Here is a 20,897-nt window from a genome sequence, read left to right on the forward strand (position 1 = left end):
TTCCTTCAGCTGATTTTACTGACCATGCCGGTAGTGGTGGTGATAATGGCGGTTTTGACGGGTTTTTCCTGCCTGGTCACCATCTCGAGGCTCTTAAGCACCGCGATGTGCGAGATGAAATAAGCCAGCGTGCTTTCGGCGCCCTGGTTGCGGTTCACGCCCGCGGGCGAAAGGCCGTCGCAGCAGCCGTGCGTTTCATGATCGTACAGCGGGATGCGCAGCGCGTTTTCGCCGTGGAACCAGTTATAACAGGTGAACATTTTTTGCAGGTACGAGCGGTTGCCCGTTACGGCGTGTGCCTGTTGGTACAGCAGCACCATGGCCATGGTTTCGATCGCCTGCTGGTCGAACAGCGGGCAGTCGCCGCCTTCACAATACCAGCCTTCGTTGCCCACCGGCGCAAAATACCCGCGGTGCATCGTGAGGTTTTCCAGGAAGGTGAAACTTTCCAGCGCGATGGTTTGCAGCTCCTCGTTGCCGGTAAGCTCCGCGGCGTGGAACAGCGCCAGCGGCAGGATGCCATTGTCGTACGTCATATCTTTTTCGAACCAGCGCCATTCTTCGTTGCTGTTATTTCTCCAGGCTTCCAGCATGGGTTGCAGCAGGTTGTCCAGCACGGCGAACATCCCTTCGTCCGACGGATGGTAGCCAAGGTAATGGCATACGCCGATGATGGCGTTGGCGCGGCCGCGCAAGTGCTCCAGCGCCGCGAAATGCCGGGTCGATTTATGGAACAGCTCGGTGGCGAACTCGCGGTATGAGTTGTTGGGCGCGTAACGCACGAGATAACCGAGCGCCCACACGGTGCGGCCGAAAGAATCTTCCGAGCCTACCTCGTCCAGGTACTGGCGGCTGAAGCTCAGGAAGTTCCGGAAATTGCCGTCCGGCGTTTGCATGTAGTGAATAAAGCTGAGGTAAATGGGCAGCAGGTCCGGGTTTTCCTTGTTCTTCCGGTGCGGCTGCGCCATCAGCATCATCATCAGCGCGCGGGAGTTATCGTCGAGGCAATACCCTTCTTTCAGGTTGGGAATGCCGTATTTGGCGTGCTGCACGATGCCGGTATCGTCCGTCAAACGGCGTATATGCGTCAGGTTTAGCGGGGGCAAAGCGCTTACGTCGGGCAGGGGGCGGTTGTTCACGGAAGCGGGCCTCGGCGTGCTGAGCACTTTACGGGCCAGCTGGCGGTAACGTGCGCCCATCCTGCTCCACTGCAGCTCGCGGCCGTATTCGCTGGCGCGGGAGCGGAGCGTGTCGAGCGCTTCCGGTTCGTCCAGCAGGTTGCGGATCAGCGAGCCCAGCTCTTCGTGTTGCGCGAACCCGAAAAGCTGGCCGCGGCCTTCGTCCAGCAATTCTTTCGCATACCAGTACGGCGTGGAAAGAACAGCGGCCCCCGCACCCAGTGCATATGTGAGGGTGCCGCTGGTAATCTGGGTTTCACTAAGATATGGAGTTACATAAATGTCGCTGTGGGTAAGGTAGGCGAAGAGGTCGTCTTCCGTCAGGAACTTGTCCACAAACAACACATGGTCTTCCAGCTTCAGTTTTGTTACCAGCGCATGAAGACTTTCCCGGTATTCTTCACCCGCGTGCCGGATCACCGCAGGATGCGTTTTGCCGGCCACTACGTACAATACGTCAGGATGATGACCGATCACCGCCGGCAATGCGTTGATCACCGTTTCGATGCCTTTGTTCCTGCTCAGCAGTCCGAAAGTGAATATCACTTTCCGTTGGCGCAGGGCCTCCGGCAATACGTCGGAACGAATGGACAATTTTTCGAAATCGGGCACGCCGTGCGGGATGAGCATCACTTTATCGGCGGGCACTTCGTAAATGTCTTCGAGGAAAGAAATGGCAAGGCGGCTCATCACGATCACGCGCGAAGCATGACGGGAAATTTCCCGCACCACGCTTTTCTGCAAAAAGGAAGGCTCTTTTAACACGGTATGAAAAGTAACCAGGAAAGGAACTTTAATGCGGTGCAGGAAAGGAAGCAGGTATATGCCGCTTTCCCCGCCAAATATGCCGAACTCGTGCTGGACCACCACCAGGTCTACATCGCTGGTATTTACATGATCGGCTGCATCGAGATAATCCTGCATATGGTTCTGCCTGATGGTGAAGCTTACTTCGGGCGGGTAATCGTACACCTGTCCGTCGTCGTTCATAGCAATAACGGATACTTCCGGCGCATCGTCTGTACCACCGCAAACCGCTTTTATCAAATGCTCGGTAAATGTTGCAATTCCACACTCACGGGGAAAATAAGAGGCTATATACGCAATCTTCATAAGATAAAAATTTTCAGCTATTGTTTTTTGTTGCGAGGTACAGGGGCGGGATTCGAACATCCGAAGGACATAGAACATTTGCAAATCTGGTGCCGTGAAAAATTGTGGACGTCGCGTAACGGTCATTCCTCAATCGAAGAATGAATTGTGATAAATGGTAATATTAACAGGATGGGAATAATGTAGTTTCGGGTTATCTTCGTGTCTTCAAAATACGACTTTGTGACTCAACAGATATTGCCAGCAGTTAATTATCATACTTTGCCTTTTGCCGGAACCGGTTTTTGCAGCCCGCTGATAGCGGATTTTCTTGCTGCACGAACTCCATTGAGCAATTTTTACGAATATAACCCTATTAATCCGGATTTCCGCAAAGCAATGTTGTTGAAAGCCGCACAACCGGTCCGCCGGGACATATTGGCAGAAACCCTGTACGCGCAGTACGGGCATATGGAGATCAGGGAGGAAGTGCGCGCGAACATCGGGCTTTTGCAGGCCACCAACACGTTTACCGTATGCACGGCGCATCAGCCGAACATCTTTACAGGTTACCTGTATTTTGTATATAAAATTCTCCAGACTGTCAAACTAGCACAGGAGCTGCAACGGCAGCACCCCGGCAATCATTTTGTGCCGGTCTATTATATGGGAAGCGAAGACGCGGACCTGGACGAGCTGGGCTCCATCAACCTGGAAGGCCGCAAGCTGGCCTGGGAAACGGACCAGACGGGCGCCGTAGGCCGCATGTTTACCTCGGGGCTGGAAAAGCTGATAGAGGAGATAGAGGCCGTTACGGGTTATATGCCGCACGCGCCGCAGCTGCTGGACATCCTGCGCAAGGCCTACCTGGAGCATAAAAACATCCAGGAAGCCACGTTGTACCTCGTGAACGAACTGTTCGGCTGTTATGGCGTGGTAGTGCTGATACCGGACAATCCCGCGTTCAAACGGCTATTGATCCCCGTTATGGAGGAAGAACTGCGCGAACAAAGCTCCGAGGCCATCGTAGGCAAAACCATCGCGCGGCTGGCGGAACATTACAAAGTACAAGCGACGCCGAGGGAAATAAATCTTTTTTATTTAAAGGGTAATATCCGCGAACGTATTGTAAAGGAGGGAGATGTGTGGAAGATATTGCACACTTCGTTGTCGTTCACATGGGACGAATTGCGGGCCGAACTGCACGCCCATCCGGAGCGTTTCAGCCCCAATGTGATCCTCCGCGGCATACTCCAGGAAACCATCCTGCCCAACATCGCGTTTATCGGCGGCGGGGGCGAAGTGGCCTACTGGCTGGAACTGAAAGACCTCTTCAGACATCATAAAGTGCCGTACCCGGTAGTGTTACTCCGCAACTCGTTCCTGTGGGTGCGGAAGGAAGAAGGAAGCCGCCTGCAGAAGCTGGGCATTTCGCCGGTGGCGCTGTTCGAAGATACCGAGTTGCTGGTGAACCGTTTCGTGCACGAACATACCAACGCCTCTCTTGTGTTAAAAGACGAGTATGCCGCGGTGGAAAAATTATATAACGAACTGGAAGAAAAAGCCCGTTCTATCGACATCACCCTTGTTGCCGCCGTAAACGCGGAGCGCAGCCGCGCCATCAAATCGATCGGCAAGCTGGAGCACAAGTTCCTGCGGGCGGAGAAAAAGAAATTCCAGTGGCAGACGGACCAGATCAGGACGGTCAAAGACCGCCTTTTCCCCGGCAACTCGCTGCAGGAGCGCAAGGAAAACTTCATCCCTTATTTCGCCCAGTACGGGCCGTCTTACTTCGACGACATACTGAAAGCCATCAACCCGGTAACGGACCAGCTGATGGTGATCTCCGAAATATAGATCGCAGCTTAACTGTTGATGATCTCCGCGCCATGCACGGCCGCTTTTTTCATGTCTTTCAGCACCGTGAAAAGCGCCTGGAACTGGTCGCGCACATGTTTGATCTCCAGCATTTCCTCCCTTTCCTGCGTATGCCCCTGGCCCTGGTTGATCTGCTCCTGGCGGAGCTTCAGCAGGTGTTCCAGCCGGTCTTCCAGGCTGTGGAACGCCGCCGGTATCTCCGGGTCCGCCATGCGCGCGCCCACCGTCACATATTGCTCGATCTGGTCCATGATGGTGAGCAGGAACAATAGAATGTCCTTGTACTCGGGCCGTTTGTATTTAAGCCGGTGCTGCAGCGCGTAGGCGCTCAGCTGCGCGATATGCGAGGCCAGCGAATGGCTCAGCACCACGAAATGGTACAGCTCCGAACCGTATTTCTGCTTGCTTTTGGGCTCGCTCAGCATCCGCTGGAACGCCGAGGTAAGGTTCGCCGTGGTCACATGCACATCTTTACGCGCCAGTTTATAAGCGATCAGGCTGAAAGGCCTGTCCGTATACAGGTTCATCACCTGTGTGAGGTATTGTTTGTTGGACGAGATGGTTTTTACCATGTAATCCGGCAGGAACCGGAACTCCCAGCTGGGCCAGAAAATGTAGTTGAACGCAAATGCGATGCCCCCGCCGATCAGTGTGTCCAGCACGCGCTGCGTCACGTTCTGGAAATCCGCCGGGTACAGCAGGTGCAGCAGGAACACGATAAACGGCGTCATGAACACCACGCTCGTAACATAATGATACGCCTGGAAGCTGTACGCGCCCAGGATGCACACGAGCATGAGGAAAAAAATAACCGTATTGTCTTTCGTGAACCAAAGCACGCCCGCCGCGAAAAACGCCCCGATCAGCGTGCCCACGATGCGCTGGTAGCTGCGCGTTTTGGTCATGCTGAAACCTGGTTTCATGATCACCACGATAGTGAGCAGGATCCAGTAAGCCCGGCTCAGGTGCAGCGCCTGCCCCAGCAGGAAGCCGGTCATCATGGCCAGCGCGGTGCGGACGCCGTGGCGGAAGATGTGGGAATCGAACGTGAGGTTGTGTATGAACGTGGTGAGGTCGTACTGCTGGCGGGTGGTAAACTTGCTCAGCTCCAGCTGGTGGTCGAAACTCGCGTCTTTCACGCGCTCTAGGCGGGTGAGGCGGTGCATGTTGTACACGCGCTGCGAGATGTGCTGCAGGTTGTCGAATATGCTTTCGAAATGAATGAGGTCGGTGCGCTCTTTCAGCGTTGGCAGTGAGGACTGGTAGGTTTTGAACGCGCGTTTGCTTTTTTCGAGCTCCAGTTTCAGGTTCACTTTGGGCAGGGAACGCTGCGCGGCGCTTACGGCAATGCCGATATTGTCCAGCTCTTCGGCGTATTGCAGAATGGCGTGGTGCAACTCGGTGATCACCGGCGTACCGGCAAACCTTTTCTGAAGGCCGGTATAATCGATCTGCGAGGCCATGATCTGTTCGTACATGTCTACCAGGTCGAGGAAAATAAGCACCATGCTTTTGCTGATGCTGGAGGTGCCCTGCTGGGCGGAGCGCATTTTGAGCAGCAGCTCGCGCACGGCTTCCTGTTTGTCGTTGACGATCACTTGCTGGGCGAGCACGTCGCGGTAAGTGTCCGTAATATCTTTTTCGGGGCGGTAAAAATCGGCGCGCAAGCGAAGGTATTTGGCCGTTTGCTGGATGCAGTCGCCCAGCGTTTGCTGCACGGTGAGGTAGGGCCTGATCTGCCAGAGCAGCAGCGCGAGCAGGGCGTACCAGATGCTGCCGCTGAGGATAAGGAAGCTCACCTGGATGGCCTCGCGCGGGGTATACGATTCGGCCATGAGACTGACCATCACGAGCAGGCAGCCCAGCCCGATATTGCCGCCGCGGTTGCCGTAAATGAGCAGCATGCTGTACAAAAAGCTGCAAATGCCCACCCAGACCGTAAGCAGCGGCCAGAAAGACAGGAGCAGCCCCGTGCCCAGGGCGGTGATGAAAATAAGGATAGTGCTGATGATGAGGCCGTTCCGTTTATGGATGATGGTGCCGGGAACGTCTGCCAGGGCCGTACAGAGCGCGCCCATCGAAATGGCGATGCCTGTTTCGAGGTGGCCGATGAGGCCGAAGATCAGGGAAGGAACTACCACGCTGAGCGTGGTGCGAAGTCCGTTGCTGAAATGGTAACTGAAAATAAAGGCTTTCGCTTCTTTGGTCCAACGTTCTTGCATTGCGACAAAATTACAAATATCAGTGCTTATTTATGCGTTATGGCTGTAATGCATATAACTTTTACATTGCGCTCATTTTCAGTAAGATACTATATCTTTTAGAGGGTGTAGGTGTATAAATTATCCCCAGGTGTGTATAAATAAACGCCGTTATTTAGGCAACCGGGATTAAATTACCGGTAGTTGCCATATCGCAGAAAACCGCTGACCCCACAGGCCCGCCCCTCAGCATGCGGGAATCAGCAGAATTCGACTATCTTTGGCGGCCAAATCATTCATTCGTAATCCGAAAAATGTGCGTTTAAAAACACTAGAGATCAAAGGTTTTAAAAGTTTTGCGGACAAAACCGTGCTGCACTTCGACGAAGGGGTGACAGGCGTGATTGGCCCCAATGGCTGCGGAAAAAGCAATATCATCGATTCCATCCGCTGGGTGATCGGGGAGCACAAGATCAGCAACCTGCGTTCGGAGAACCAGGCCGGCCTCGTGTTCAATGGTTCGCGTACCCGCTCCGCCAGCGGCATGGCCGAAGTAAGCCTCACCTTCGAGAACACCAAAAATGTACTGCCCACCGAGTTCACCACGGTTACGATTACACGTAAATTCTACAAGAACGGAGACAGCGAGTACCGTCTCAACGATGTGGCCTGCCGCCTCAAAGACATTCATAACCTCTTCCTCGATACCGGCGTCAGTACCGATTCCTACGCCATTATCGAGCTGGGGATGGTAGACGATATCATTAAAGACAAAGAGAATTCCCGCCGCCGCATGCTTGAGCAGGCAGCCGGCATTTCCATTTATAAAACGCGGAAAAAAGAAGCCAAATCCAAGCTGGACGCTACGGAAGGCGACCTCAACCGCATCGAGGACCTCCTTTTCGAGATCAATAACAACCTCAAAACCCTGGAAAGCCAGGCCAAAAAGGCGGAACGTTATTACGAGATCAAAAAGGAGTACAAGGAAGCGAGCATAGAGCTGGCCAAAGCCGCGCTGGAAGGTTTCAACATCACCTTCCGCGACCTCACCGAGCAGCAGCAGCAGGAAACCGACCGCAAAATGGCCCTCGAAGCCGAGATCAGTACGGACGAGGCGGCCGTGGAGCAGGACAAACTGCATTTCGTTGCCAAAGAACGCGAGCTGCAGGCAATGCAGCGCTCGTTCAACGAACTGGTGTCCACCATCCGCACCAGGGAAAACGATAAAAACCTCGCCACCCAGCAGCTCACTTACCTGCGCGAGCGGGAAAAAAGCCTGACGGACTTCCTCAACAGCGCCGAAGGCACCGTAGCCGGTCTTACCGAATCTATCGCCTTCACCGAAACACAGGTAACCGACGAACAGGAAGTGTTCGATTCCATGCAGGACGAGCTGGAAACGCTCCACGAAATGGTGGATGAGAAAAAACACCACTTCCAGGAAAAGAAAGCGGCCCTGGAGAACTTCCGGAAAGACCAGCAGCAATGGCAGCGCCAGCAGTTCGAAGCGGAAAAGAAAGTGGCCGTGGCCGATACTTCCGTGCAGAACCTCCAGCGCGGCATCCAGCAGTTGCAGGAAGAGAAAACCAACCGCCTGGCGCAGATCCAACAGCTGGAAGACGAAAAAAACGCGCTGCAGGAAACCCTGGAAAACAGCAAGGAAGAACTCGCCGATATGGTGGCTTTCCAGGAAGAAACAAAAGGGAAGATCCTCGCCACGCAAGGCGAGATCGAAGGGTTGCGCGACAAACTGGTAGACGAAAACCGTTCCCTCGATTCCAAAAAGAACGAATACGACCTGCTCAAATCGCTGGTAGACAGCCTGGAAGGTTACCCGGAAAGCATCAAGTTCCTTAAAAAGAACAGCGACTGGAACAATAAGGCGCCCATTCTCAGCGATATATTTTTCTGTAAGGAAGCGTACCGCACCTGCATAGAAAACCTGCTGGAACCGTACCTCAACTATTACGTGGTGAACAACACGGAAGAGGCCATTACGGCCATCCGCCTGCTCGACCTCCATAAAAAAGGCAAAGCCAACTTTTTTATCCTCGACCAGTTCAACCACCAGGCCGGCAACCTGTTCACCCCGCCCGGCACCATCCCGGCGCTGGACGTGGTGGAGATCGACGAGAAATACAAAGGCCTGGGCAATTACCTGCTCGGTAAAGTATTTATCGCCGAAGACCTCACCGCCATTAACTTCAGCGAACTGCCCGAGCAGGACGTGCTCATCACCGAACAAAGCGGGCGCATGCACCGTGGCAAATACAGCATGAACGGCGGCTCTGTGGGCCTTTTCGAAGGCAAGAAACTCGGCCGCGCCAAAAACCTCGAAAAGCTGGACGCCGAGATCCGTACGCTGGAAAGCAATGTGGCGGACCTTAAAACGCGCCTCCAGGCCAAACACGACGAAGTGCTCGGTTATAACAGCCAGCTCAACGAAAACAAGATCAACGCCCTGCGCGAAAAAGTGAACCAGCTGAACAACCAGCTGTTCGGCCTGCAGAACCGCATCGAAAACTTCCACCACCTGATCGAGACCGGCAACAAACGCCTCGAGGAAATGGAAGCTTCGCTGGCGGCGAACGAACAAAGCATCTCCAGCGTGCGCGACGAACTGGACACTCTCAACGACCGCGTGCACCAGCTGCACGACAGCATCGCCGAGGCCGACCGTTCCGCGCAGGAAGCCGAGCAGCAATTCAACCAGGCCAACGTACAGTTCAACAACCAGAACCTCCAGCATACCCGCCAGCAAAGCAAGGTGCAGGGGCTGAAACAGGAGCTGGACTTCAAACGCAAACAGCTCAGCGACCTGCACGCGCAGGTGATCAGCAATAAAACCCAGCTGGAAGACACGGCCGGCAACATCGCCGCCGCTGAAGACAGGCTTGTTCAGTCCGAAGACGGGCTGGTGGAGCTGTTCCGCCGCCGCGAAGAAGAAGAAAAAGGGCTCAACGAAAAAGACCAGGAGTATTACAATTTCCGCAACCATCTCCAGGAACTTGAAAGCGCGCTGCGCAGCAAACAGAAAACGCGCGACATGCTCGACCAGAACCTGAACCAGGTGAAAGACAAGGTGAACGAGCTGAAACTACAGCTGGCCTCCATGAAAGAAAGGCTGAGCGTGGAGTTCAAAGTGAACCTGGACGAGATACTGGACGAGGAGCGCACAGGCACCGCCGCGCTGGAAGACCTGCAAAACAACGCTGAACGCCTGAAAAAACGGCTCGAGAACATGGGAGAGATCAACCCCACGGCGATCGAGGCGTATACCGAGATGAAAAAACGGTACGAGTTCATCCTCGAACAGAAAAACGATCTCGTGAACGCGAAGGAATCGCTGCTGGCCACCATCCAGGAAGTGGAATCCACTGCCAACCAGAAGTTCCTCGACACCTTTAACCAGGTGAAAGAAAATTTCATCCGCGTGTTCAAAGCACTGTTTACCGAAGAAGACCAGTGCGACATGATACTGAACGACCCGGCGAACCTGGCGGATACCGGCATCGAGATCATCGCCAAACCGAAAGGCAAGCGCCCCGCGGCCATCACGCAGCTGTCCGGCGGTGAAAAAACGCTGACGGCCACCGCGCTGCTGTTCGCCATATACCTCATCAAACCCGCGCCGTTCTGCATCCTCGATGAGGTAGACGCACCGCTGGACGATGCGAACGTGGGCAAGTTCACCAACATGATCCGCAAGTTCTCCGACAATTCCCAGTTCATCATCGTTACCCACAACAAACAAACGATGGCGGCGGTGGACGTAATCTACGGGGTAACCATGCAAGAGCCCGGCGTAAGCAAACTGGTACCGGTAGACTTCAGAAGCCTGAACTAACAATGTTTCCAAAGCAACATATACAAGCCCCGGCGCAGCGTCGGGGCTTTTTTATTGCGGTGCGAAGAAAGGCACAAAGATTGCTCCCAACACCCAAACCGGAAAGATGAATTTACAGCCGAAAGAAGTACTGACAGAGCAGGACGTAAGGCGGGGATTAAAGCTGGTGATCGGGGACGGGCTTTCGTCTGAAGCCATGACTACCCTTACCGGCGGCGCTTTCATCATTGCCATGGCTATTTTGCTGGGGGCGAACAACGTGCAGCTGGGCCTGATTGCGGCGCTTCCCACGATGGTGAACGTTTTTCAGCTGATATCCATCTGGCTGGTGCGGCGTTTTAACAACCGGCGGGGCATTACGGTGATCTGTTCCCTGCTCGCACGCTTTCCGCTTATCGTCATCGGTTTGCTGCCGCTGACGCTGCCCGGCGTCGTTACGATCGAGCTGATCATCCCCATTTTATTCTTTTATTATCTCTCCGGCGCCATCGCCGGCGCCAGCTGGAACTCCTGGATGAAAGACCTGGTGCCGGAAAAACAGCTGGGCGCTTTTTTTGCCAAAAGAAGCAGCCTGATGCAGTCGCTGAACGTGGTGTTGAGCCTGCTGGTGGCCGTGGGGGTGGACTATATCCGCAAACATTTCCCCGGGCTGGAACTGGACGCTTACGGCTGGATGTTCATCCTTGCCGGCGTCAGCGGGGTGACCGGCACGCTCATATTAGCCAGCACGCCGGAGCCGAAAAAAATATTGCCGCGGGAAAATCTTTTTATCATGCTGAGCCGGCCGTTGAAAGACCCGAACTTCCGGCGGTTGCTGGTGTTCAATTCCGCCTGGGTGTTCGCCGTCAATATCGCCGCGCCGTTCTTTACGGTGTTCATGATGAAAAGCATGGGGCTGGAATTGTCATTCATTATCGGGCTGAACATTCTCAGCCAGGTAAGCAGCATTTTCACGATCCGCATATGGGGACTGTTTGCGGACCGGTACAGTAATAAGACCATCATCGCCATCGGCGCGCCGATCTATATCCTTTGCCTGATCGCCTGGTGTTTTGTGGGGATCTACTCGCAATTATGGGCCAATCTCGTATTGCTGGCCGTTATTCACCTGGCGATGGGTTTTGCGAATGCGGGCATCAACCTGTCGCTGACCAACATCGGTCTGAAACTGGCTCCCACGGCTGATTCTATCATCTATCTTTCCACCAAGAACATTGTTACGGCCGTGTTTTCAGCCCTGGCGCCGCTGGCAGGCGGTGTGCTGGCGGATTATTTCACGGGCAGGCATTTGAAGATGGACGCGGAATGGGGCGGCCCGAAGTGGACGAAAACATTGCACATCATCGAACTGCAGGACTGGAACTTCCTGTTCCTTTTCGGGGCATTGCTGGGATTTATCGCGCTGAACCGGCTGCACCGGGTGAAAGAGACCGGCGAAGTGGAAAAAGACGTGGTGGTGCGCATTATGCGAAGCACGCTGCGAAACAACCTCAAGGACAATTTCCTGACGGGCACGCTGATGAACGGGTATTCGCAGATCAAAAGCGTATTCAAGAGGAAGTTTTTTTAAGCCCCCGGTATAATGATCTCAATATCGCTAAGAACTACCATTTTTTCATCTCGCGTGTCAATTGCTCGTGGGTAATAAAATCTCCCGCCGCTATCCGTTTTTCAGCTTCTTCTAATTCCCGGTTATATTGTTCAATGGTACATCGTTCCGGTTTTTGTTGGCGGTTTTTTAAAAAGGTCCGTAATAACTGTATAACAGCCTTCTGCTCCGCCTTATTAAGTTGAACAAAATATTTATGCACTTCCTGTTCCAAAGTTTTTCGCATAACATTCCTTTTGTACGAATTTACTTCTTAAGTAAAGCAGTCCAAAACAAGATGAAATCGGCCTGACTGCTGCTCAAAGCAACGGTTCCAGGCATCAACCTCCCCGCCGCCCGTCAATATTTCGTTTTTTTTGGCTTTTCCTGCCTTATTTTGGCCCATTGTAATTTGATTATTCCTGTCAGGGATATTATTTTAAAGGTAATTTTCAATCGATTTCTGATATGCCAGATGTTATGATCAGGGGCAGGATATGGATGAGCGTTTTATTAGCAGGAATAACAGCAACGGCCTGTAACAACGGGAACAAAGGGCCGAAATCGGATTCCATCGCCATGCGCCGGCAATTTGCCGAATCTCCCGTGCTTTCCCCCGCACAATCCCTCAAACAATTGCACACCGAACCAGGTTTCTCCGCCCAGCTCGTAGCCGCGGAACCGCAGGTGGTGGTGCCCGTAGCCATGACCTTCGACGAACGCGGCCGCATGTGGGTTGCGGAAATGAACGGTTATATGCCGGATACCGTTGGCACCGGCGAAGAAGCCATGAACGGGAAGATCGTTATCCTCGAAGATACCAACGGCGACGGCTCCGCCGATACCCGCACCGTTTTCCTCGATTCGCTGATCCTGCCGCGCGCCCTCTGTATCGTGGGCAACGGCCTGCTGGTGGCGGAACCGCCCCGGCTTTGGTTCGTGGAGATCAACGGCGATAAAGCCGGCAAAAAAACGCTCGTCGATTCCGCCTATACCGAAGGCGGCAACGTGGAGCACCAGCCCAACGGCCTCTATCGCGCGCTGGACAACTGGATCTACAACGCCAAATCGTCCAAACGCTACCGCAGGGAAGGCAACCGTTGGCTGAAAGAAGAAACGCATTTCCGCGGGCAATGGGGTATTTCGCAAGACGACTACGGCCGCCTTTTTTATAACAACAACTCTGAAAACCTGCTGGGAGACTACTTCCCGCCAGGCCTCGGCTCCGCCAACGCCAACCAGCGCCGCGTATCGGGGTACGACGAGAACATCGTGCCGGATAACCGCACGTATCCCCTCCGTCCCACGCCGGGCGTGAACAGGGGGTACATGAAAGGCGTGCTGGACGACAGCCTGCGCCTCGTGAACTTCACCGCGGCCTGCGGCCCGCTGATCTACCGCGGCGGCCTGTTCGGCAAAGATTACGATGGCAACGCGTTCGTAGCCGAACCTTCCGCGAACCTCGTGAAAAGGAACATCGTTTCAGACAGCCTCTACCTCGTAAAAGGCCGCCAGGCCTATACCGGCAGGGAATTCCTCGCCAGTACGGACGAACGTTTCCGACCCGTCAACCTGCACCTCGGGCCAGACGGCGCCATTTACGTGCTCGATATGTACCGCGGCATCATTCAACATAAAACCTACCTCACGCCATACCTCAAAAACGAGATCGGTATGCGCAGTCTTACACAGCCGCTCAACTGCGGCCGCATTTACCGCATCGTGCCGGAAGGGTCGACACCCGTGACCGAAAAACTCGGCCGCAAAACGGAAGACCTCGTAAAGGCGCTCGGCTCGAACAACGGCTGGATCAGGGATAAAGCGCAGCAAATGCTGGTAGACGCGCAGGACAAAGCGGCGATCCCCATGCTGAAAGCCTTGCTGGCAAACGGTTCCAAAGGAACGGTGCAGGTCCTTCATGCCCTTTGGGCGCTCGAAGGATTGCACGCGCTCACGTTAGACGATGTGACGGCGGCGTATGTAAAAGAAGGGAACACCGCTTTTAACCAAAGCGTGCTGGCGGCTTTGCCGGCCGTGGTGAACAAACAGAACGCCGGGGCGGCGGAAACGTTCCTCACGGAACTGGCTTCCCGCGAAAACGAAGCGCCCATGGCCGAATACCTCGCGAACGTGGCGGATAAATATGAGCCCGGCTTCGGGAAAGGCCTGTCGAAAACGGTGTACGAAGCTTTTCCGAACAACCCCTACGTAGCCGATGCCGTTATAAGCAACGCAAAAGACAGGGAAGCCCAGCTGCTGGCTGACATTACAGCCTGGAACCCGGATACGAACCTCGTGATCCGCAGGCGCCTCGAAAAAGTGATCAAAGACATCAAAAACAAACGCCTGTCTAATATGGACGGCGCTTTGGCGAAAGAATACCCGCGTGGGGCTATCATCTTCAAAACGGTTTGCCAAACCTGCCACGGCATGGACGGCGAGGGCATCCAGTCGCTGGCGCCGCCGCTGAACCATTCCGAGATCGTTACCGGTAAAAAGGAACGGCTGATCGCGATCGTGCTGTACGGCCTTACCGGCCCGGTGGAAGTGAACGGAAAAGTGTACAAGGTAAGCGCGGATATGCCGGGCATCGGCAGCAACGACGAGTTCTCCGATGCGGACATCGCGCAATTGCTCAGCTTCGTGCGCAACGGGTGGAGCAACAAGGCTGAAAAGGTGGTGGAGAAAGACATTCAGGCCGTGCGCCAGCAATACAAAGGCCGCCAGAAGTCGTTTACGATGGAAGAATTCAAATAACCGGGAAAACAAACTTTGAACAGCCCCGCGTCGTTTGCGAACGCGGGGCTGTTCACGTTATTATTGTTTGGTGAACGCGATCTTGTCGCCGAACGCGATCTTGTATTTGTCCGCAAAACCGGCATTGGTTTCCACCACGTACTGCGCCTTTTTAAAAGACGGCAGGCTTTCTTCCGAAAGGGGAGTGGCGTACTTCTGGATAGACACGATCTCGAATTTTTCGTCCACATACATGATATCCAGCGAAATGTAGGTATTTTTCATCCAGAAAGACTGTTCTTCCGGCGCCGCGAAAATAAACAGCATGCCCTGTGAATCCAGCATGGACTTGCGGTCCATCAGCCCGCGCGCTCTTTCGTCGTCTGTTTCCGCAATTTCAATATCGATCGTTTTGATGGTATCGCCTTTTGCCTTGCTGATAAACGAAAGCGAGCCTTCTTTTTTAAACACGGGGCCGCCTGTAACGGCGGGCGTGGTGGCTGTGGCGGATGATGCGGAAGCTGATTCTGCGCTGCTTTCCTGCTTGGGTTGGTTTTGGCAGGAAGCGGCAAAAGCAAAGCCGGAGATCGCCAGTGTCCACATAAAATTCTTCATGATTACGCAATTTGAGGCTTGAAGGTAATAAAAAAGAAAAAGAGGAAAAGCCGGGCCGTTCCTCTTTTACAAATATTAACAAGGTATTTTAATTCAGTAGTTCTTCTTCGGTGAATTCCACTTCGGAATAATCTTTCACTTCGTTGTATACGGTATCTCTCTCCACGGGCGCCCTGCCGGCCTGTTTGATGAGCATGGCCAGCTGTGCGGTGTTCATGGAAGGGGATTGTTCCTCGGAACCGGCCATGGAGTAGATCTTCGTGGTATCGTCGATGGTGCCGTCGAGGTCGTTTACGCCGAAGGAAAGCGTCAGTTGCGCGCTGTTCCTTCCCAGCATGGGCCAGTAGGCTTTCAAGTGCTGGAAATTATCCATGTACAAACGGGCGATGGCGTACATACGCAGATCTTCCACGATGGTGGACTCGGGCACATGCGCCATGTCGTTGTCTTTATTGCGGAACTTGAGCGGGATGAAGGTGTTGAAGCCGTGCGTTTCGTCCTGCAGCTGGCGCAGGCGCTCCATATGGTCTACGCGGTGCCAGAACTGTTCGATATGACCGTATAGCATGGTGGCGTTGGTAACCATGCCCAGGCCGTGGGCCGCGCGGTGAATGGCCAGCCAGCCTTCTGCGTCCACTTTGTCGTGGCAGATCTGGTTGCGGATGTCCGGATGGAAGATCTCCGCGCCGCCGCCGGGAAGCGATTGCAGGCCGGCTTCTTTCATCATGCGCATGCCTTCTTCAACGCTTACTTTCGCTTTGCGGAACATGTAATCCAGTTCAACGGGCGTAAAACCTTTGATGTGAAGATCCGGCCGGTGCGCTTTGATCTTCCGCATCAGCTCGGTGAAAAAGTCGAGGTTCATTTTGGGATGCACGCCGCCTACGATGTGCACTTCGGTCACGGGCTGGCCGTCGTATTTTTTCACGATGTCCAGCATCTCGTCGATGCTCAGTTCCCAGCCTTCTTCGCGGTTTTTGTATAATCTTGAATACGAGCAGAATTTGCAGGTAAACACGCAAACGTTGGTCGGCTCGATATGGAAGTTGCGGTTGAAGTAAGTTTTGTTGCCGTGAAGGCGTTCGCGCACATGGTTGGCCAGCGCCCCGAGATACCCGATCTCTCCCTTTTCAAACAGTGTTACGCCTTCTTCCTGCGTAAGCCTTTCCCGGTTCAGCACTTTATCTGCGATCCGCTTCAGATCCTTGTCGAGAGTGGGTGCAGACAAGATCGTCAGTAATCCGGGCTTTGGTGCTGTGTTCGTCGTCGTCATTTTGCTTTCACTATTTTATATGTCCTCACCTGTTGGCTGTAAAATAACGTTACAAAGTAAACACCATTTGAGGCATTTACCAAATCAATTGTCGCCCTGTTGCCACTGCGGATCACGGGCTGCTGGCGGTATACCTGCCTTCCCGCCGCATCGTACACCGCTATGCCTTTCAGATCGTCCGGCCAGGTGCGGAACTCGATGTAGAACTGCCTGCTGAACGCGTTCGGCCATATCAGGATGCCGCGGCTGGCGAGGTCGGCGTTCACGTCTTTTTTGAAAAGATTCACCTGGTCGATATACACGTTGTTCTCATAATTGGTCGTATTGCGGAACACCACGCGGAAGGGTTGCTGGTTCACAAAAGGCGTGAGGTCTACCGTATCTCTCCGCCATTCGCTCGCTGTAGGCACAAATTCCGCGTCTGTCGGCGTTTTGCGCGTTACCAGCGAGGCGCCCCATCTTTTGTAGCCGGTAGGAATGAAGGTTTGCCCGCAATCGAGCGTTATCATTACTTCCAGCGTGTCCCAGGCGTTGCCGGTCGTGTTCAGCGCGGTGGCCGCCGCAGCCGCCACATCGAAGCTCACGAATACGGAATCCGCGCCGGTTGCGTCTACCACGGGCCCGATCAGGTCGTCTACCTCGTTGTTGGTGGCGTAACCGAGGTTCCGCATCAACGCGCTGCGCCCGCTTGCGCCGCTGCCGCCGCTGCCCGTGAAGCCCCTTTCCCAGGTAAAGCTCCTGTCTGGGTTGCGGATGGTGAAACCAGCGGGTGGGAAGGCGTTGCCTTCAAAACTTTCGGTGAATGGCAGCGTTACCGGCGGGCGGTAATTGAAGCTGGCGGAGGCCGTATCGTTTTCCGGCTGCTGGTCTGCCTCGCCGTTCGGGCCTATCGTCCATGCTTTGAAGGTGAATGTGCCCTGCGCCGCCTGGAACCCGGGCAGCGTTACGCCGGTCTGCCCGAGGGTGGCCAGGTTGCCGGTCCAGTGGTGGTCGGTGGGCGGGCCGTCGTTCACCGTGTACCGGATGGTAACGGAGGTGAGCGGGTCGAAACCGCGGTTTTTGAGCGTTACCAGCGGCATTTGCCCCGCTTCGCAGCGGTAGCCGGTGGGTTGCTGCACTTCGGAAACGCCCGCGTCCACATTCCGCAGGTTTACGGGCACGCAGCCGTTGGAACTGAGCAGGGATGCGCGCTGAGCGTCGAGGGCGTTGCGCATGCGGTCTACCTGCCCGGTGGTGAAAAGTATCATGCAGGCGTCGTTCACATAGTCCATGTAGTTCATGTACATGTAACCGGGAGCCATGGAGGAGCAGTTGTCTGTTTGCACGCCGGTGGGGCAGCCGTAGGTTTCGGCGCCCTGCAGGGGGGTGTCGCTCACGCCGTCGTCTGCCGAGCAATTGCCCCCGTCGTCGCCCCAGATGTGTTTGAGACCGAAAAAATGGCCTATTTCGTGGGTAAGGGTACGGCCGAGGTTAAACGGCGCGCGGGCGGAGCCGCTGTTGCCGAAAGCGCGAAAATTCACCACCACGCCGTCTTCCTGTGCCGGAAACACATTGCCGGGCGGGGTGGCCACGCCCAGGAAATTATCTTCCAGCACACATACCCAGATGTTGAGAAAACGGGTATTGTCCCAGCCGGGCTTGCCGCCGGTAGTGGTATATTTCACGTCGGATGCCGCGTTGTTGATGGAAAAACCGCTGCGGGAAGTAACCGTGCGGGTAATGCCGCTGGACGGGTCGCCGTCCGGCGTGCGGGCGGCAAGACAGAACTGCAGCTCCGAATTGCCCACGAGGCCCTGCCATGCTGCCGGTACGCCCGTTACGTCCGCGTTTTGGGCGATATAGTCCTGGTTCAGGGAAGCGATCTGGCTGAGGATCTGCTGGTCCGTCACTACGGTGGGGTCCGGCAATACGATATGCACCACCACGGGGATGGTTACGCGGGCGTTTATCCGCTGGTAGATCCTGGAGGGCCTGGTTTTTTGAAGCGTGGCTTCCACGGCCTGCATTCGTGCCACCAGCCGGGGCTGCTCTTTCAGCTTCTGGGCCAGCGCTGTTTCCGTACCGCATTTCCGTTGGGCCGAAGCGCCCGCGAAACTTAGCATGAAAAGGGCGGGCAGGAGAAAATTACGCAAGTGATATCCGTTATAGGTGATAGTGATATGATCAAAAAGCCGGTCAATCACGGTTCGGTTCTGATGTAAATGTACTTACGCCGGCTGAGATTCGCGTCAAATTATCGGCGAACCGGCTCAAAATTCCGTGCAAAGAGGGCTTATAGAAGATTGGGCGGCAAGCTGCTATGCCTTTTAGGCCGATTTATCCACAGGTTCAAATTGTCTTGCCGGCTCAGCTCAAAGCCCCGGCAATGCAGCCGCACATCAGGCAGGCGATGGTGCCACCGATCAGGGCTTTTACGCCCAGTTCTGTCAGGTTGCGGCGCTGGTTGGGCGCCAGCTGGCTGATGCCGCCGATCTGTATGCCGATGGATGCGAAATTGGCGAAGCCGCACAGGGCGTAGGTAACGATCAGCAGCGACTTGGGGTCGCTGATCACGTTGGCGTCCTTCATCACGGCGAGCGACTGGTACGCCAGGAATTCGTTCAATACGGTCTTTTGCCCGAGCAATTGCCCCACAGGCAGGATATCCTGGCTGTTGACGCCGATCAGCCAGGCCACGGGGCTAAAAAGATAACCGAGCACCATTTCGAGGCTCAGCTCCTTGTACTGGCCGCCGCTCATGGCCGCTATCTGCGGGTTGAGGTTGGTGGCGTCGCCGATGCCGCCCAGGATGGCGTTTACCACGTACATCAGCGCGGTGAACACGATCAGCATGGCGCCTACGTTCACGGCCAGTTTCAGGCCGTCTGTGGTGCCGATGGACAGGGCGTCGAGGAAGTTGTCGCCCAGCTTTTCGCGAGGCACGTAAAGGTCTTTTTGTATAAGGTGCGATTGGGTTTCGGGGAAGATGAGCTTGGCGCACACGATGGCCGCCGGGGCGCTCATGATGCTCTGGCTGAGCATGTGCAGCGCGAAATATTCCTGCTGGCCCACGTCCGCCCCGCCCAACATGCCCACATAGGCAGCCAGCACGCTGCCCGCGGTGTTCGCAAAGCCGCCCACCATGATACAAAGGATCTCCGAACGCGTCATTTTTTCGAGATAAGGCCTGATCATCAACGGGGCCTCCGTTTGCCCGAGGAAGATATTGGCCGCAGTGGAAAGGCTTTCCGCCCCGGAAATGCTCAGTTTGTTCAGCAGGTACGCAAAAACGTACACGATCTTCTGCAAAATGCCCAGGTAATATAGCACGGAGCTTAATGCCGCGAAAAAGATGATGTTCGGCAGCACCTGTACGGCGAAAATATACCCCCAGGCGCCGCGGTAATCCGCCAGGCCCTGGAACATGAATTCCGTTCCTTTATGACTGATGTTGATGAGCTTCACGAAGGCATTGGAAACGGCGGAAAGCGTGGTTTTGAATACATCGGGCGAGCACCAGCGCATGTACACGGAAAGCGTCAGCAAAAGGCAGCCCGCCAGTATCGTCCATTTCACCAGCTCGATGTTCTTTTTCTGCTGGAGCTTCACCATGGCGGCGATGGGAACGAGGCCGATGAAAAACGCCACGGCCGGGAGCGGGTAGTGGCCGCTGCGGATAATGCCAAAGAAAAAGCCCGCCAACGCAGCAACGGGCAATAGATAACTCCATATGTCGGAGGGAAGGCCGAAGCCCTCACGTTGTTTGCGCCGGAAACGGTTGATGCAGTACAGGAGGATCATGAGGCCGAATAATACCCAGAAGACGGGCTGACCGCCGAATTGGGTGTTAAGCACACCCATGGCGAACATCACCTGCGCGCAGATGCCGATCCCGACCAGCTTCCAGTTAACGGCGCGGCGGTTATTGCTCAGGAGGTAACAAACCAGTACCAGAAAGAACATACCCAGCATGCCGCGGGCGACATTTTCCCAATGTAGCATTCTCAGAGATTGATTTACCAGGCAAAATAAGGGATTATGTTCATATGAGGCCAACCGGGCGCAAAAAAAGGGCGGCTATACAGCCACCCTTTGCGTTTTATGCGTTTCCAGTACTAGAGGTTAGCCTGGATCTTCTTTTCCAGAACGGATTTGGGAACTGCGCCCACTTGTTTATCCACCACTTTACCGTCTTTAATGAAGAGGATCGCGGGGATGCTGGTGATGCCGTAATTCATGGAGATCTGCGGGTTGTTGTCCACATTCACCTTACCAACGTTCACTTTGCCGTCGTAGTCTTTAGACAGTTCCTCGATCACCGGGCCGATCGCACGGCAGGGGCCGCACCATTCCGCCCAAAAGTCCACCACGGTCAGCTTGTCCGAGTTCAAAACGGTGGTTTGAAAGTTCGCATCTGTGAATTCTAAAGCCATTTTTATAGATTTAAAAGTTTATAATTTTTATTTAAATGATTGGTTTCCAGATTGTTTTCGGTTTGTTTTGTTTCAAG

Annotated in this window: 12 protein-coding genes; 4 read left to right on the forward strand and 8 right to left on the reverse strand. The window is 54.6% G+C overall.

Features of this window, described 5'->3' with window-relative positions; translation table 11 throughout:
- Positions 1-5: 5 nt before the first annotated feature.
- The gene (locus J7I43_RS06545) at positions 6-2,291 is read right to left on the reverse strand and encodes a glycosyltransferase family 4 protein (protein WP_209144462.1); all 2,286 of its coding nucleotides are present in this window, start codon (positions 2,289-2,291) and stop codon (positions 6-8) included.
- Between the two features lie 222 nt (positions 2,292-2,513).
- Here J7I43_RS06545 and bshC point away from each other — a divergent pair, with 222 nt between their 5' ends.
- Entirely contained in the window at positions 2,514-4,127 is a 1,614-nt protein-coding gene (bshC, locus tag J7I43_RS06550) for a bacillithiol biosynthesis cysteine-adding enzyme BshC (RefSeq protein ID WP_317197062.1), read from the forward strand.
- An 8-nt stretch (positions 4,128-4,135) separates the two neighbouring features.
- Here bshC and J7I43_RS06555 read toward each other — a convergent pair whose 3' ends face one another.
- Entirely contained in the window at positions 4,136-6,370 is a 2,235-nt protein-coding gene (locus J7I43_RS06555) for an FUSC family protein (RefSeq protein ID WP_209144466.1), read from the reverse strand.
- Positions 6,371-6,665: 295 nt separating this feature from the next.
- On the opposite strand from J7I43_RS06555, the gene smc reads away from it, so the two are divergent.
- On the forward strand, positions 6,666-10,196 hold the full coding sequence (smc, locus tag J7I43_RS06560; protein ID WP_209144468.1) for a chromosome segregation protein SMC: 3,531 nt from the start codon (positions 6,666-6,668) through the stop codon (positions 10,194-10,196).
- Between the two features lie 106 nt (positions 10,197-10,302).
- Entirely contained in the window at positions 10,303-11,766 is a 1,464-nt protein-coding gene (locus J7I43_RS06565) for an MFS transporter (RefSeq protein ID WP_209144470.1), read from the forward strand.
- Between the two features lie 34 nt (positions 11,767-11,800).
- Here the strand turns inward: J7I43_RS06565 and J7I43_RS06570 are convergent, their stop codons facing one another.
- Entirely contained in the window at positions 11,801-12,031 is a 231-nt protein-coding gene (locus J7I43_RS06570; protein WP_209144472.1) for a hypothetical protein, read from the reverse strand.
- A gap of 221 nt (positions 12,032-12,252) precedes the next feature.
- On the opposite strand from J7I43_RS06570, the gene J7I43_RS06575 reads away from it, so the two are divergent.
- The gene (locus J7I43_RS06575) at positions 12,253-14,541 is read left to right on the forward strand and encodes a DUF7133 domain-containing protein (protein WP_209144474.1); all 2,289 of its coding nucleotides are present in this window, start codon (positions 12,253-12,255) and stop codon (positions 14,539-14,541) included.
- 60 nt (positions 14,542-14,601) lie between these two features.
- Here J7I43_RS06575 and J7I43_RS06580 read toward each other — a convergent pair whose 3' ends face one another.
- From J7I43_RS06580 to trxA, 5 genes are all read right to left on the reverse strand, one after another.
- The gene (locus tag J7I43_RS06580) at positions 14,602-15,135 is read right to left on the reverse strand and encodes a DUF192 domain-containing protein (protein WP_209144476.1); all 534 of its coding nucleotides are present in this window, start codon (positions 15,133-15,135) and stop codon (positions 14,602-14,604) included.
- Between the two features lie 88 nt (positions 15,136-15,223).
- Positions 15,224-16,408, reverse strand: a complete 1,185-nt coding sequence (gene mqnE, locus J7I43_RS06585) for an aminofutalosine synthase MqnE (protein ID WP_209144478.1) — start codon at positions 16,406-16,408, stop codon at positions 15,224-15,226.
- Positions 16,405-18,540 (reverse strand): M43 family zinc metalloprotease, encoded by a 2,136-nt coding sequence (locus J7I43_RS06590; RefSeq protein WP_209144480.1) that lies wholly within the window; start codon positions 18,538-18,540, stop codon positions 16,405-16,407. The genes mqnE and J7I43_RS06590 overlap by 4 nt, the downstream gene beginning before the upstream one ends.
- Positions 18,541-18,754: 214 nt before the next feature.
- Positions 18,755-20,389, reverse strand: a complete 1,635-nt coding sequence (locus tag J7I43_RS06595) for a nucleoside transporter C-terminal domain-containing protein (protein WP_209144482.1) — start codon at positions 20,387-20,389, stop codon at positions 18,755-18,757.
- Between the two features lie 113 nt (positions 20,390-20,502).
- The gene (gene trxA, locus J7I43_RS06600) at positions 20,503-20,820 is read right to left on the reverse strand and encodes a thioredoxin (protein ID WP_120514865.1); all 318 of its coding nucleotides are present in this window, start codon (positions 20,818-20,820) and stop codon (positions 20,503-20,505) included.
- Between the last annotated feature and the right edge of the window lie 77 nt (positions 20,821-20,897).

The organism is Chitinophaga chungangae (genome assembly GCF_017742215.1).
Lineage (GTDB): Bacteria > Bacteroidota > Bacteroidia > Chitinophagales > Chitinophagaceae > Chitinophaga > Chitinophaga chungangae.